The sequence below is a fragment of the Tianweitania populi genome (genome assembly GCF_014652875.1).
Taxonomy (GTDB): Bacteria; Pseudomonadota; Alphaproteobacteria; order Rhizobiales; family Rhizobiaceae; genus Tianweitania; species Tianweitania populi.
In genome coordinates, this window is record NZ_BMZQ01000002.1 from 977,501 (window position 1) to 992,377 (window position 14,877).

Annotated in this window: 10 protein-coding genes, 1 tRNA gene and 2 rRNA genes (1 of these 13 running past the window's edge); 7 read left to right on the forward strand and 6 right to left on the reverse strand. The window is 58.2% G+C overall.

Annotation, left to right across the window (positions count from 1 at the left end):
* The 4 genes from IE166_RS14000 to IE166_RS14015 all read left to right on the forward strand — a co-directional run.
* A 23S ribosomal RNA gene (locus IE166_RS14000) occupies positions 1–2,042 on the forward strand; it begins 766 nt to the left of the window's first position.
* 252 nt (positions 2,043–2,294) lie between these two features.
* Positions 2,295–2,409, forward strand: a 5S ribosomal RNA gene (rrf, locus tag IE166_RS14005).
* A gap of 91 nt (positions 2,410–2,500) precedes the next feature.
* Positions 2,501–2,577, forward strand: a tRNA-Met gene (locus IE166_RS14010).
* 656 nt (positions 2,578–3,233) lie between these two features.
* Complete coding sequence (locus tag IE166_RS14015) at positions 3,234–4,373, forward strand: glycosyltransferase (RefSeq protein WP_189504815.1); 1,140 nt, start codon at positions 3,234–3,236, stop codon at positions 4,371–4,373.
* Here IE166_RS14015 and IE166_RS14020 read toward each other — a convergent pair.
* From IE166_RS14020 to IE166_RS14035, 4 genes are read right to left on the reverse strand one after another with little or no spacing between them, the layout of a single operon-like run.
* Entirely contained in the window at positions 4,279–5,613 is a 1,335-nt protein-coding gene (locus IE166_RS14020) for a PIG-L family deacetylase (protein WP_189504818.1), read from the reverse strand. The genes IE166_RS14015 and IE166_RS14020 overlap by 95 nt on opposite strands.
* Positions 5,614–5,651: 38 nt before the next feature.
* Positions 5,652–6,767: an acyl-CoA dehydrogenase family protein gene (locus IE166_RS14025; protein ID WP_189504820.1), complete on the reverse strand. Its 1,116-nt coding sequence runs from the start codon at positions 6,765–6,767 to the stop codon at positions 5,652–5,654.
* 44 nt (positions 6,768–6,811) lie between these two features.
* A complete protein-coding gene (locus IE166_RS14030; RefSeq protein WP_189504822.1) occupies positions 6,812–7,675 on the reverse strand; it encodes a glycosyltransferase family 2 protein in 864 nt (287 codons plus the stop codon).
* A complete protein-coding gene (locus IE166_RS14035; protein WP_189504824.1) occupies positions 7,657–9,729 on the reverse strand; it encodes an HAD-IIB family hydrolase in 2,073 nt (690 codons plus the stop codon). The genes IE166_RS14030 and IE166_RS14035 overlap by 19 nt, the downstream gene beginning before the upstream one ends.
* Positions 9,730–9,772: 43 nt before the next feature.
* Between IE166_RS14035 and IE166_RS14040 the strand changes: the two genes are divergently transcribed.
* Together IE166_RS14040 and IE166_RS14045 are read left to right on the forward strand one after the other, a co-directional pair.
* Positions 9,773–10,831, forward strand: coding sequence for a glycosyltransferase family 4 protein (locus IE166_RS14040; RefSeq protein WP_189504826.1), 1,059 nt, complete (start codon positions 9,773–9,775; stop codon positions 10,829–10,831).
* Complete coding sequence (locus IE166_RS14045; protein ID WP_189504828.1) at positions 10,831–12,015, forward strand: glycosyltransferase family 4 protein; 1,185 nt, start codon at positions 10,831–10,833, stop codon at positions 12,013–12,015. The genes IE166_RS14040 and IE166_RS14045 overlap by 1 nt, the downstream gene beginning before the upstream one ends.
* Here the strand turns inward: IE166_RS14045 and IE166_RS14050 are convergent.
* Together IE166_RS14050 and IE166_RS14055 are read right to left on the reverse strand one after the other, a co-directional pair.
* The gene (locus IE166_RS14050) at positions 12,003–12,824 is read right to left on the reverse strand and encodes a glycosyltransferase family protein (protein WP_244641471.1); all 822 of its coding nucleotides are present in this window, start codon (positions 12,822–12,824) and stop codon (positions 12,003–12,005) included. The two genes, IE166_RS14045 and IE166_RS14050, sit on opposite strands and share 13 nt — an antisense overlap.
* A 158-nt stretch (positions 12,825–12,982) precedes the next feature.
* Positions 12,983–13,621: a glycosyltransferase family 29 protein gene (locus tag IE166_RS14055; protein WP_244641472.1), complete on the reverse strand. Its 639-nt coding sequence runs from the start codon at positions 13,619–13,621 to the stop codon at positions 12,983–12,985.
* 102 nt (positions 13,622–13,723) lie between these two features.
* Here IE166_RS14055 and IE166_RS14060 point away from each other — a divergent pair, with 102 nt between their 5' ends.
* Entirely contained in the window at positions 13,724–14,821 is a 1,098-nt protein-coding gene (locus IE166_RS14060; RefSeq protein ID WP_189505994.1) for a glycosyltransferase, read from the forward strand.
* Positions 14,822–14,877 lie beyond the last annotated feature (56 nt).

Below are 14,877 nucleotides of genomic sequence, written 5' to 3' on the forward strand. Positions count from 1 at the left end.
AACTGGAGGACCGAACCCGCATCTGTTGCAATAGATTGGGATGACTTGTGGCTAGGGGTGAAAGGCCAATCAAACTCGGAAATAGCTGGTTCTCCGCGAAATCTATTTAGGTAGAGCGTCGACCGAATACCCTCGGGGGTAGAGCACTGGATGGGCTAGGGGTCCTCACCGGATTACCAAACCTAACCAAACTCCGAATACCGAGGAGTACTAGTCGGCAGACACACGGCGGGTGCTAACGTCCGTCGTGGAAAGGGAAACAACCCTGACCAACAGCTAAGGTCCCCAAGTTATGGCTAAGTGGGAAAGGATGTGAGGATCCCAAAACAACCAGGATGTTGGCTTAGAAGCAGCCATCATTTAAAGAAAGCGTAACAGCTCACTGGTCTAAATAAGGGTCTTTGCGCCGAAAATGTAACGGGGCTCAAGCCATACACCGAAGCTTTGGGTTTGGCACTTTGTGCTAAGCGGTAGCGGAGCGTTCTGTAAGTCTGCGAAGGGATACCTGTGAGGGGTCCTGGAGATATCAGAAGTGCGAATGCTGACATGAGTAACGATAAAGAGGGTGAGAGACCCTCTCGCCGAAAGTCCAAGGGTTCCTGCTTAAAGTTAATCTGAGCAGGGTTAGCCGGCCCCTAAGGCGAGGCCGAAAGGCGTAGTCGATGGGAATCACGTTAATATTCGTGAGCCTGGAGGTAGTGACGGATCGTGTGTGTTGTTCGACCTTATTGGATTGGTCGGGCTTCGAAGCGGTCCCAGGAAATAGCTCCTCCTTATAGCCCGTACCCGAAACCGACACAGGTGGACTGGTAGAGTATACCAAGGCGCTTGAGAGAACTCTGCTGAAGGAACTCGGCAAATTGCACGCGTAACTTCGGAAGAAGCGTGACCCTTTTGCGGGCAACCGTATGAGGGTGGCACAGACCAGGGGGTAGCGACTGTTTACCAAAAACACAGGGCTCTGCGAAGTCGCAAGACGACGTATAGGGTCTGACGCCTGCCCGGTGCTGGAAGGTTAAGAGGAGGGGTGCAAGCTCTGAATCGAAGCCCCAGTAAACGGCGGCCGTAACTATAACGGTCCTAAGGTAGCGAAATTCCTTGTCGGGTAAGTTCCGACCTGCACGAATGGCGTAACGACTTCCCCGCTGTCTCCAGCAGAGACTCAGTGAAATTGAATTCCCCGTGAAGATGCGGGGTTCCTGCGGTTAGACGGAAAGACCCCGTGCACCTTTACTATAGCTTTACACTGGCATTCGTGTCGGCATGTGTAGGATAGGTGGTAGACTTTGAAGCCAGGGCGCCAGCCTTGGTGGAGTCATCCTTGAAATACCACCCTTATCTATATGGATGTCTAACCGCGACCCGTTATCCGGGCCCGGGACAGTGTATGGTGGGTAGTTTGACTGGGGCGGTCGCCTCCTAAAGAGTAACGGAGGCGCGCGATGGTGGGCTCAGAACGGTCGGAAATCGTTCGCTGAGTGCAATGGCATAAGCCTGCCTGACTGCAAGACTGACAAGTCGAGCAGAGACGAAAGTCGGTCATAGTGATCCGGTGGTCCCGTGTGGAAGGGCCATCGCTCAACGGATAAAAGGTACGCCGGGGATAACAGGCTGATGACCCCCAAGAGTCCATATCGACGGGGTTGTTTGGCACCTCGATGTCGACTCATCGCATCCTGGGGCTGGAGCAGGTCCCAAGGGTATGGCTGTTCGCCATTTAAAGCGGTACGTGAGTTGGGTTCAGAACGTCGTGAGACAGTTCGGTCCCTATCTGCCGTGGGTGTAGGAATATTGATAGGATCTGTCCCTAGTACGAGAGGACCGGGATGGACGAACCTCTGGTGGACCTGTTGTGGCGCCAGCCGCATAGCAGGGTAGCTACGTTCGGACGGGATAACCGCTGAAGGCATCTAAGCGGGAAACCCACCTAAAAACGAGTATTCCCTGAGAGCCGTGGAAGACCACCACGTTGATAGGCCGGGTGTGGACGTGCAGTAATGCATGAAGCTTACCGGTACTAATAGCTCGATTGGCTTGATCATTCTCATTTGCCAATGCCCATCTGCGATGGGTATAGCCAGCTTTCTTTGTCCTCACGGATGAGCGCAGCTAACGCTGCTATCCTCCGGACAGGGCGCCGAAAAGTCGGCGATCCTCGGGTTAAGCCCGAGGACAGGCTCCCAATTCGGCCTTGCGGACCTTGTGGTCCGGAAGGTTGTGGCCTTGCCTGCAGAAAAGATAAAACGGGCTCAGCCCTGCACCAGCTTCTCATCCTTTGACATGCGCTTTGCCGACCTGGTGGTTATTGCGGAGTGGCTGCACCCGATCCCTTTCCGAACTCGGCCGTGAAACGCTCCAGCGCTGATGGTACTTCGTCTCAAGACGCGGGAGAGTAAGTCGCTGCCAGGTCTGCCAAACGCATGTCAAAAACAACCGTCTTCTCTCACAAACACAGAACATCCCTTCCGGCCCCACAAAACAAGGGACCGCGCACAGGTGACGCGGGGTGGAGCAGCCCGGTAGCTCGTCAGGCTCATAACCTGAAGGTCGCAAGTTCAAATCTTGCCCCCGCAACCAAGCTTCACCCGTAACGTTAGATGCCTTGGCCTCCTTCCGGAGGCTATTCGCGTTGCGCCACAATCCTCCCGGAAGCAGATCGGAAGCAACCAAGAGAGGGTCGGCGACCGGTTCGAGCGGCAATCGGCGGCAAAAAGGCAGGCGAATGGAACACGCTTTAGGCCGGGTCGGCAAGCCTAGCGAAAATGAATTCGACTTGCGCCGTTCTACGAACTGTATGGACGCTCGCCCAGGCTCGTTACTGTCTCCCGGCGCCCCCGAGGACTGTTTTTCCACACACTTGTTTTAAGGCGTATGTGTCTGAAAGGCCTGTCTGCGTTTGCATAGCGCAAGTGCCCTCATCATCACAGGGATTAGCTTCTCTTGAGCAGCTTCCAGTGCAATCAGTCGCGTGCGGGTTGGCAGAAAGCTCTCAGTTTGCCTTCTAACAGATATCGGAAAGCTGAGATGATGTTACGTAGCCATGGGGTCCCGCATCTAGGTAGCCCCCTTGATCAGCATAACCGCCTGTTATGCTGACACCAGCTTGGTTCCTTCTGTTCGGTTAAAATGGCGCTAAACTAACGCAAACATCCAGCATGTGATCGAATGGCTTACACTTACCGCTTGAACTCTAGCCAATGACACGGCGGCAAGCACCAACCTCCCCGAGGACGATGCCGTCGGTCAACCGCTTCCTTCACAAGCTACCAGTTTCCAGCTGCAGCGTATCAGGCACAATGGATTTTGACAGCGATGCCAAGTTCATCGCGTGCATTCCCGTGCGCGATGAACAAGCCCATATCTCCCTATGTCTCGAGGCGTTGGACGGCGAGTTGGAAGGATGTGACGCTGTCGTTCTTGTAGCCAATGGTTGTCGAGACCGGACGGTTGACATCGCGATTCAAAGATTGACGCTGTGGAAGCGTCGCTGGCTTCTGATCGATTGTACGTGGAAGCCTGGTACCGGAAGCGCTTCGTTAGCACGACGTTTGGCAATGGACGTTGCGGGGCACTGCGGCGCTTCTAGTCTTCTGTTTTCCGTCGATGGCGATACGATCGTTCAGCCCGGTCTGCGAAACGCCTATATGCAGGAATTTGACCGTGGCTATGATCTGGTTTGTGGCCGCATCGGTTTCATTGCCTCGGAGACTGCCGGTCTCCCGGAGGCCGATCCTGCTCATGAAGCGGTCATCCGAGAGTATCGAGAGATGTCGCGTTTCATCGAAGCGCTCATCTTCCCGGATGAGAATAACCCGTGGCCGCATCACGGCAACATAGGCGGCGCGAACTTTGCACTACGTGCTGATGCGTATCAGCGGATCGGCGGACTTCCAACGCCGCCTTCCGGCGAGGATCGAGCGCTTCGAAGGCTATGTCAGGCGCATGATCTGCGCATTCGCTATTCCGATGGCCCTCGCGTCGAGACCTCGTGCCGGCTCTTCGGCCGCGCCAGCGGTGGGCTGTCGGATGAATTGCGGCGCAACCGCACCGAGACTGATCCCGTCGTTGACGAACTGCTTGAGCCGCCAGAGCAGCTTCTTCTTCGCCTGAGAAGTCGCCTGCAGTTCAGATCAGCATCGGACGCGCAGAAGGGCGATTTGTTGAAGGCACTAATTCTGCCACAAGCAGCAGTGGAGACAGTTCTGGCGCTTCCAAGCAGTGCAGGATGGCAGATGGTGGAAGACACCAGCGCGATGCTGCAGCGAACACGGATGCGTCTCAGCGATCTTGTTGAGCATCTTCCTGGTCTGCGACAGATGCTTTCCGCCGTTGAAGAAGCTCAATCCGAAAATCGGGAGTCTCTTCGACCTTGAGTGTCTCGAACGTCCGGCCCAGAGCGCACCGGAAGAAATCGGATGCTGTTCGCCCATCAAGCGGAGTGCCGGTCGAACCGAGCCAGGACACCACGACAATGCACGCGTCGGGCTCCAGGCGCGTCGTCAAATTGTCAGCGAGCGTTGTCAAAGCACCTTCGTCGAGGAAATAAAGTACCTCCGACAGAAGTACGAGATCGAAGGAACCATCAGGCATGTCGGCCGGCATGCTGCCTGTCCTGAAGTGTGCCTGCTCCCCCCATCCGAAGTTTCGGGCGCGCTGGATGATCGCTGGATCGCGATCGAAGCCGACGGCGGTTTGCACCAGCCCGGCCTGAAGCAAGGCTCCGGACAGGTGCCCTTCGCCACAACCCGCTTCAAGCGATTGTCGGAACGGTGTTTCGTGCCGCGTTTCGCTAAGCAGCGAAACAACTGACTCGCGCTTCTGCCTTTCATAGGCGGAACTGCGCACATGCCACGGATCGCCATCATCTGCGTAAAGCCGGGCAAAGTGATCCGGGCCGGGCAAGGATCCTGGAAGCTCAAGCCACGAGATGCGCTCGAGTGGCTGCGTATGATGATCAATGAACCAGTCGGGAAGAACGAAGCCGCTGGGACTGTCCGTCACGACCTTGCCTAGCTGGCTTGCATGACAGGCGATGGCGCGAGCCTTGAGTTCAGGCTCGGTTTCTACCCTGAAAGCCGTCATGCCTTCCGTCTGGCAGGCAACATCGTCTTCCAGCCGGCAAGTCCAAACCTCGTAGAAAAGGATCCGGAGGGTCGGCACCATCGAGCGAACTTCGAGCGCGATGGCTGCCGCGGTCGCGTGATCGGGGTGGGGATCGTCGGGATGCGGTGCTGCCAGAGCGGTTGCGCCTAGTCGCTCGCAGAGTTCAGCAACAGAGGCTGCAACAGAGGCTCGCTCAGGGTGCCTCCCTGATCCCCCGTCGGGAAGACCGAGGCGCAAATGCTCGGCATGGTCGCAGCCGAGCATGCGCATGGCGGTTCTTTGTTCTTCGCGCCTGATTGCTTCGAGGCTGTCGGGCGGAAAAAGCTTGGAGCCAGGATGTGAGCTGCCGCCATCGGTGAGCGCGACCAAGCCGAGCTTGCGTTTCGAACGCCCCGCTTCGATCAACAACGCCGAACAGCCCAACGTTTCGTCATCGGGATGCGGAGCAAGCACAACCAGCCCACCGCTGCCGACCAATCGCGAAACAGGCGCAACGTGTGCGGCGCGCATAACGGCGTTCCATTGACCCATGGTCGATGCGACCATGATCAAAGACTGCTCGCCAGTACACGGCCGTGCTGCAGCAACACGGCGTCCGGGTTGGCCTGACGTATATACACGGCCAGATCGCGGGTGAGCCGCTCAACCGGATGCGAGTTTTCGAACGAGCCTAGGCCAAGGGCTCGCTCGGCGAGATCGATGACGCTCATTGCTGCTTCTTCCGTAACCAGCCTGGAATAGGCGGACAAAGCCACCGTCTGGGCAATTTCGTCCGCATCGGCATTCGGCCTTGTGGTTTCAACGCGTTGCGCTGCATCCTCGATCCACAAACGCGCTGTTCGTGCCTGCATGATGGCGCGGCCGATCCGTGCCCGTTGCAGAGGATGCTCGGCACGGCCGTTGTCGTTCAATTCCCATGCAATGATTTTGACGATTGCTTCGATGGCGCCCAACTGCGCGGCCGCGCAACGCCATATGCCGCCCACGAACCAGGGTTCAAGACGATAGCAGTCGGGCTGTCCAACGAAGGCTTCTGGGCCGACGGTCAAATTCTCGAAGCTGTACGTACCGGATGCCGTGCGTTGCATGCCGCGATAATGCCAGGAAGACAGATCCACTCGCGAGGGATCATCGACGGGTAGAAGCAAGAGCTGCATGGGACCGTCTTTCTGGCTGATGGGCACGAGTGCGGCACGGAGAACTCCAGCACCGGACGCATAGCGCTTCGACCCGCTAAGGCACCACGCGCTTGTCCCTTCAACACCATCCAGCTTGACGGGCTCCCTGCCGTCTGCACCCCAGACGCCGAGCATCCCACCGTTCTGAACGGTTTCGAGCACGAAGTTCTGCTGCGCGGTGCTGCCATAAAGCGAAACCAGTTGCAGCACGTTCAAATGGCCTTCGAGCAGCCGGGCAGTACTCAGATCAATGCCGCCGATCTCGCTCAGGCAGCCAAGCACCGATTTCCAGTCGCCAGTATAGCTATAGCCACCCTGTTCAAGAGGCGAAACGAAGAGCTGCAAAAGACCATGTTCAACCAGGATCGGCAAGACGGCCCGGAAGTCGTCTTCTGCGAGCCCATGCACCGCCTCGCGCAAGTCGTCGGAAAACGCAGCGGCGAGGGCAGGCTTCTTTAGGCCGAAGCCTCTTGGGTCATCAATCATGCATTCGACTTTCCAGGTAGGCTCTCGGACCGGGTAAGGCAACGTCAGCTGAACAGGCGGCTATCGCCCTGCTGCGCTTCAACGATTTCAGCGGCCGAGGGCTCGCGAAGGCGTTCGATCTGTGTGCTTTGGCTCGACCATCGGATCAAGCCACGCTCGTTGAATTGCCCAAGCCAATAATCCATGCACCATCGACCGTGACGTGCATAAAAGAGTTTGGCGTTTCGCAGAATGTGGTCGAAGTGCTGCAAGGGCGGCACGGAGATCGGGTGGTGCTGATGGTAGCAGCGGGCGCCGCTTGTCCAGAAGAAGGGCAGGCCAGCAGCCGCCAGCCGGCGTGCAAAATCCGTTTCCTCGCCGCCGTAACCAACGAAGGCCTCGTCCATGCCGCCGATGTCGAGATAGCGTGCGCGCGGCAGAGCGAACGACAAACCCCAAAGCTCTCCGGCGTCTGGTTCTTCCCTGACCCCTATTGACGGGACTGGCGGCTTTGCCGGATGCGGTGCTCCCGCCTGATCGAGTGCTGCAAAATCAAGCGTGTCGCCGACGGCTTTGGCAGGAAGGTAAAAGACCTCGCCGAGAAACAGTCCTTCCTGTTCGCCGGCAGCCTTCTGATAAGCGCCGACGACGCCGGGACCTGCGATGCAGTCGACATCAAGGAAAACGAGAAGCTCTGCGCTCGCGGCTTCCGCCGCCCGGTTACGAGCCGCTGCGAGCGGGAGTGGATCGCCCGGCACCATGACGTGACAGACCGGGCATCCTGGATCGGGAAGATCGTCGTGTGGTGCCTCCTGCATCCACGCGATGACCAGTTCGTCCGGCGGCGTGGTTTGCAGCGCGATGCTCTTCAGGAGGTTGATGAGATGGGTTTTGCGTCCGCGAACGAGGGTCAGGACGCTGGTGCGCATGTCTCTCTCGACTGATTGCGGAAGTGCAGAACGCCTTCGATGATGCCGCGCGCGTACTTTTCGCGTGCCACATAGGAATGCGCGAGCGAGGGAAGATTGGCGAGATCGTCCGAGAAATTCGCGACGATGATGGCCTGCGGCATGGTGCGGAGCATCTCTATGTCGTTACCGGAATCTCCCGCCACAAAGACGGCATCCTTGGACAGGCTATAGCGGTTACGCACGAAATCCACGGCGGTGCCTTTCGATGCGCGGATCGGCAGGATGTCGAGATACCGGGCATGGCTATGGATAACCGAGCAGCGCAAGTTCCTTGCTTCAAGCCTGGCTTTCACCCGCTGCACGACACTCGCACTGCCATCGCTGAAGTAGCTCAGCTTGTGGGAGCGCTGTTCGAGCGGCGCCTGGGGGTGGATGCCGTCAAGGTCGAGCAAAGCCTTGTGAGCCGCTTCACGGTCCCAACCTCTCGATACGATCGCGCGCCATTCGAGATCGGCGCTGTAGGTCGTGCCATTTGGGTCGAGATGGTAGATTTCCGATCCAACGGACGTGATCATGACCTGGGGGCGCGGCGCGTCCTGCTGTTCGAGGATGGCCATGGCACTATGGAACGAGCGTCCTGTGGCAACGCCAAAGGCAAGCTGGTCTTCCTTGCTGTGCCAGTCGCCGAAAACCTGCATGCAATCCTCGCAGCCAACTAGCGTATTATCAATATCGCAGATCAGCAGTTGCGAAGGCCGGCTGACCACAGGCTTGGGCGTCAGCAAGGACTGGATGAGGCCATGATAGCGGCTGGCATGGCGGGTCCAATCGTAGTTCTTGACCGCAATGCGCCCTTGCGATGCAAAACGATCCCAGAGTTGTTGATCATCCAGGATGCTCAAAGCCGCTTGCGTGATGGCCTGCGGCGAGCGGGGATCAACCAGAACACCGTTGCGGCACATCTCGACGATATCGTTCGGCCCGCCGGAGTCGGTCGCGACGATCGGCAGACCGACCGCCGAGGCTTCAAGCAAGGTCAGGCCAAACGGCTCGTTCAGGGCGGGGTTGATGAAGATGCCACGCCTTTCACGCGCATAGGCGTAAATGGCCGGAATGTCTTCAGAGCGATGAGTTTTCGGATATGCGACCGAACCATAGAGATCGTATCGGTCGATCAAATGAAGAAGGTCGCGGACAGTGTCCGCCATGTCCCCATCCAGATCGGTGTAGTCGTCTCGCGAGCCAGCGATCAGAACAAGATTGGCCCGTTCGCGAAGTTCAGCACTTTCGCCGAACGCTGTAACAAGGGCAGCAAGGTTCTTTTTGCGAACCGGACGCGCGATCGCCAAAAGCTGCGGCTTAGTGGCATCAACCAGGAAACGATCTATGGCGCCACGAACATCCTCAGTGGAATGAGCATTGGCAAAGCGTTCGAGATCGCTGCCGGGCGGAAGAACGCGGATATGGCCCGGTGCGTAATGGTCGTAATGAGCATATTGCACCTCGGCCTCGTCACGCGATGATGCGATAATCGCGCTGGCTTTGGCGGCGGCCATTTCCTCCGCGGCGATCCGTTCGGTCAATCCACGCCAATCCGAACCATCTGACTGCACCGCATGCTTCTTCACACGGCCGAGCGAATGCGCCGTGAAGATGAACGGAATGCCGAGCCGGTCCTGGACGATCTCGGCGACCACTGCGGCATCCGCATAATGCGCATGGATCATGTCCGGCTTAGTCGGTTCACCTTCAATGAACCCCACAACCGCATCGGCGAAGGACTGGGTTTCGGTGTGGAGGTCTTCTTTTGCGAGATAAGTCTTGGATGTCGTGGGAAATCGTACGATCTCGACTTTGGCGCTGACCTGCTCACGAGGTTGCGCATAGCTCATGCCATGTTCGCTGCCAAAATGCCGTGTGGCGATAACAACACGATCGATGAGCGGTGATTTTGCGGAGGCTTCAACGAGGTCGAGCAGGTAGCGAATGTGGCCCCCGGTGTCAGCTGTGATGCCATATTCGACATCATGACCGCGCAGACACCCTTGAAGTGCCATATGCAAGATGAACATTACCCGCTAGCTCGCAACTCAAAATCTCACAAACAGAGACGCTATGCCTGATCGGCAAAAACCCTTGCGCGTTGCGCAAGTCGCACCGACCATCTTCCCCGTGCCTCCAAAAGATCATGGAGGCACCGAGCGGATCATCAACGATTTGTCCGTTGCACTGACACGCTTAGGCGTGAAGGTAACGCTTCTTGCGCCCTCTGACAGTACCGTTGAGGTCGAACGGGTCGGGCTCCTGCCAAGTTTGTCATTTCTTGAAGCAAAACAGGGTTCCGTTCCTCCATCGATACCGGCGGTCTTGGAGGCTGCGCGGTTGGAAGATCTGAGAACGCGCCTCGATCAGTTCGACATCATTCACTGTCACGGTGAGTTTGCGCATGCCGTTGTTTTGGGCGAGCGCCGTGGGCAGAGCGTAACGACGATCCATTGGCGTGTGGACGAGCTCGATCGCGAACTTTTCTTCTCGCGATTTCCCGATCTTCCGGTTGCCGCGATCTCGGCCGCGCAGGAAACCGGGATTCCGCAACCCAATCGCGCGGGTGTGGTGCATCATGGCATTGAACGCGATCGGTACGCGTTTTCCGCCCAGAGCGAAGGCTACTTGGCCTTTGTTGGGAGAATGACGGATCAGAAGCGGCCGGACCGGGCGATTCGCGCCGCCAGGGCCGCCGGTCGGCCCATTCGCCTGGCGGGCACCATCGATGTCGGCAATCCCCGCTACTTCGACAATGAAGTGCGGCCGTTGCTATCAGAAGAGGCTGTTTATGTTGGTCCGCTGGGCGACCGCGAAAAGGGTCGGCTGCTTGCCGGCGCTGACGCCTTGTTGTTTCCGATAGACTGGCCCGAGCCTTTCGGGTTGGTGATGATCGAAGCCATGGCGTGTGGAACACCCGTGATTGCCTGGCGAAAGGGGAGTGTGCCCGAAATCGTCGAGGACGGCGTAACGGGATTCATCGTAGACAGCGAAGCGGAGGCTGTGTCGGCAATCCAGCGCCTCCACACGCTCGATCGCGCGCGCGTCCGGAACCGCTTCGAAGAGCGCTTTACCTCCGATCGAATGGCAAGGGATTACCTATCTCTCTACCACAAGCTTCTTGGCCGCTGATGCGCACGGCACTTCTGGCCTGGGACTACCCGCCATCGCCGAGCGGCCTGTCAACGGCAGCGCGCGAAATCGCCGAAAGCCTTGCTGAAGCGGGCGCAGATGCGACCGTGTTCACGATGGACCGGACCGGACGCGAGATAGTCAATGGCGTAACGATTATCGGCTGTGCCATCCCTGAAAAGACGATGCTAGCCAAGCTCAGGCTTTTCGGAGGCATCGGCCATATGGCTGCGCCTTCAGCCTTTCGCCAAGCGGTCCTTACCGAGCATAGGCGGCGCCCGTTCGATGTGCTTGAAGCCACCAACTGGTACGCGCCGGCAAGTCTGCTCGTGTCATGCCTTCCCGTCGTGACCCGTAATTCGACCCCGGCAGCCTTCTCACGCGACAATCCAGGTTCGATGCGTGATCGGGTGGACGCCTGGGCGGCCGACCGTCTGGAACGAAAACAGGCTCAAGGCAGCGCTGCCCTTATTTCCAATACGGATGATCACGGCCAGCGCATGCAAGAGCACTACCGGTTGCAGGTCGATGCTCAACCCCATGCGGTCATCGGCTTGAGCCTTTCGCCTGACAGCCTGCAGAGGGCGGCACATGCGACTTACCCTTCCGGAGTCGCTTCTCCCATTCGTCTGCTTTTTGTTGGTCGTGCCGAACATCGCAAAGGCTTCGACACGATCCTGGAAGCCGTGTCCATTCTGCGCGTGGAAGCCCTAAAAGGCGCGATACCCGCCTTTGTTGTCGACCTCGTCGGCATTGCACCGGACGACCTCCCGCCTGGGTTGGACCAGGAAGATCGAAAATGCCTAAACCCGGTGGGACGCGTGCATGAAACGGCACTTGCGGGCTTCTATGAAGCGGCGCATGCGGTTCTGGCTCCTTCACGCTACGAAAGCTTTGGCCTCGTTTACCAAGAAGGTCTCGCCTATGGGCGACCGATGATCGCGTCCAGCGAAGACGCCAGCGCGCGGGTGTTTGTTGGCATGACCGGTGCCGGCATTATGGCGGAGCGCAACACGGGTAACGCGCTTGCTGCTGCGATCCGTCCAGTTCTCAATGACCCGGACCTGCGAAGCACGTTGCGCACGAAGGCGCTGAAAGCGGCGGGTCGCTTCAATAGGGAAACCCTGGGTCGTGAAACGCTGGCGCTCTATGAGAAAGCGATAACGGCCTATCAAGCACGATAGGGTTCAAGCAGGGTTCGCATCTCGTCGAGCCGACCTTCGCCCGGCGCAAGCGCCTCATAGTGCTTCGATCGCGCCAGAACATGGCTTCGCGTCAAGTGGTGGTCGATAGCAGCGTTCAAAGCGATGAAGCTTTTCTGCCATGGACGCACCGGACGTTCATGCACGCTGCCCGCAAAGCGAACTTCGCGCCGGTTCAGCCGGTACTGGGTGTCGGGATAAAGCGTCGACAAAACGCCATCAACGAGGTTGCGGCGTGGAAGTCCGATGGAAACCACGCCTTGCCGATCGGCCAGCGACGCGAACCTAGCCAGGTTCTCACCTTGCGAAACCGGAAATGCCTCGTCCGCATCAAGTTGAATCTGCCAAGCGCAAGAAGCCTCTGCCCGCAAGGCATTTCGCTGCGCCGCGAAGTCTCCCGCCAGGGGCCGTGACACAAGCCGCACGACCATCTTGCCAAACTTGGAGTCTGAAATGATCGAGGCAGGCGCGGCGGGGGCATCCGCCAATACGACCATCTCGCGCGCCCATGCGCTGTGTTCGGCGTTCCGGTCCAGCACGTCAGCGACGTCTTCCGCACGACAAAGGATCCCCAGCGAAAGGGACGTCGGTGCAATTTGTGCGACATCAATGATCGACGCGTCGGCTGCAAGGTTGCCGTGTGGGTTGCGCAATGCGTGTTCCTGATCCGGCTTCAAGGGAATAACGGCTCTTCCTAAACGCGTTGCAGCCGTTCGAAGCGTGTAGATGTCCAGGCCATAGCCGGCGTCGGTATCGGAAACGTAATGGCCTTGGGCTGTTCTTGTCTTCAAATGATGCAGGTCAATGGTCCCCGCCGAGGGATCGTCGACCAGCACCCCGCATGACCCGCATGCAAGCTCGAACCTCCGTTCGATCCCGCCGGCAAAAAGCAGGGTACGGTTCGTATCAGTCCACATCGATGCGGAACAAACAAAGCAGCGCGTGGAGGTCATGCTGCACTTTTTCGGGGCAGGGGATGCAGCGTCAGTCTTCCTTCGGTCGCCCTCTCTTCAAACCAGCGTTTTTCTTCCATCCAGGAGTGGCCGCTCCAGCCTTCAAACCCGAAGCCATGAACATCTATCCTGGTTTGCGCCGGCAGCATGCCGAGCAGAAACAGCGCCACCAGAAAGCCCGTGCTTGGCGTTGGGACCCTATTTTCAGATGACGCGAGAAGCTGTCTTGCGCTTTGATGAACCGTTTCCGGCAGAATGGTCACTGAAACCTCGAGCGCCTGCAACAGGGTTTGTGCGGCGTCTGTCCAATCGCGCCCGTCTTTTTCCTGCGCGCTCGGGTTCTCGGTCTTGCGTGGAAAAGGGAAGAGGATGTGGCTCGCTTGTTGAACAACAGGGCGCTGCACGAAAGTGGCATCGCTCAGCCACTCCTCCATTTGGCCGCCGTGATTGACAAGCGCCAGATGTGTTACCCGTTTGCCCGACCACGTACCGAAGCCGGAAGCGTTGTTGAAACGAACAACCCACTCGGCAGCATCAATTTGATCCGCGCTGCTGAGCGAGTGCAAATCAGGTGCGTTGCCGACGATAGCGACCGAACGGGGAATGTCGTTTCCCAAAGCTGCAACCTCCGGCACGATGATGATCTCTCACCCGAATTGTAGGACGGTCATCTGGACTCTTGGCTTCCTGGCATCATCTTGCCGGAACCGGAAGCCATCAACTTGAAAGACCAGTCATTGAAGAAGCCGATCTCCTTTTTTGTCCATCATCAAGGCCGAGGGCATGCCAATCGCGCAATGGCGTTGATCGCGCAATTCTCCGAGGACCGGCCGGTCTCTGTCCTGACAGCTGGACCCGAACTTTTCGCAGGCTTCAAGCGTGACATCGAGATCATCACGCTTCCGAACATGATCGGCGCCGCGGTTCCCACGGCGCGGCTTTATGCCGAGCCGACACCGCAGGTCATGCACTGCGTGCCGCTCGGTCTCGCCGAAATGCGCCGAACCATGCGTCTGATCCTCGATCATCTGGACGATCGCCGAAGCGGCCTTCTGGTTGTGGATGTATCAGCAGAGATCGGTCTTCTGTCTCGCGTTGCCAGCGTTCCGTCCGTGCAGATCCGGATGCATGGCGACCGCTCCGATATCGGTCATATCGGCGCCTATGAAGCAGCCGTCGGTATGCTCGCGCCCTTTGACGAGCGCCTCGAGCAGGAGGACTATCCAGCCTATCTGCGTGCCAAGACCTTCTATACCGGCGGGCTCTGCACAACGCTGACCGACGTTCCCTCAAAACAGGAAGCACGCCGGAGCCTCGGCCTCGATGCCGATCGCGAGCTGATCGTGGTTGTCACCGGCGGCGGCGGTGCTGGTACGCCCTATGCTCCGCTTACGGTCGCCGCTCGTGCGGCACCCGACGCTCTTTGGCTCACAATCGGGCCGACCCATCGCGAAGGGCATGAAACAGATTTCTCCAACCTTCGTGAACTTGGCTGGGTCGAGAATGTCACCGACTACCTGGCGGCAGCGGACATCGTAATTGCGTCCGCAGGCGACAACACCATTCACGAAGTCGCCCGGATCGGCCAGAAACTCGTGATCATGCCGGAATGGCGCTACTTCGGGGAACAGGTCCGAAAAGCGGAAAGCCTGGTGCAACTCGGCGCTGCCATCAGTGCTCCACGCTGGCCAGGCGATTTTTCGTCGTGGAATGACCTTCTTTCCCTAGCACGTTCGATAGACACCGACGCAATTCGTTCGATCTACGCACCACAAGCCGCCGAACGCGGCGCCGTATGGCTTGAAACGCTGGTTGATGAGTTGTGGGCTAGTTAGACAGGCAGGCAAATTTCGTTATTGAAGCAGTCACCACGTTGTCTTGATGTCTTGCT

Bases quoted from the DNA above. Each gene is read 5' to 3' on its own strand.
- IE166_RS14015 (WP_189504815.1), top strand. From the start codon at position 3,234: ATGCCGTCGGTCAACCGCTTCCTTCACAAGCTACCAGTTTCCAGCTGC.
- IE166_RS14020 (WP_189504818.1), bottom strand. From the start codon at position 5,613: ATGCGCGCCGCACACGTTGCGCCTGTTTCGCGATTGGTCGGCAGCGGT.
- IE166_RS14025 (WP_189504820.1), bottom strand. From the start codon at position 6,767: ATGATTGATGACCCAAGAGGCTTCGGCCTAAAGAAGCCTGCCCTCGCC.
- IE166_RS14030 (WP_189504822.1), bottom strand. From the start codon at position 7,675: ATGCGCACCAGCGTCCTGACCCTCGTTCGCGGACGCAAAACCCATCTC.
- IE166_RS14035 (WP_189504824.1), bottom strand. From the start codon at position 9,729: ATGTTCATCTTGCATATGGCACTTCAAGGGTGTCTGCGCGGTCATGAT.
- IE166_RS14040 (WP_189504826.1), top strand. From the start codon at position 9,773: ATGCCTGATCGGCAAAAACCCTTGCGCGTTGCGCAAGTCGCACCGACC.
- IE166_RS14045 (WP_189504828.1), top strand. From the start codon at position 10,831: ATGCGCACGGCACTTCTGGCCTGGGACTACCCGCCATCGCCGAGCGGC.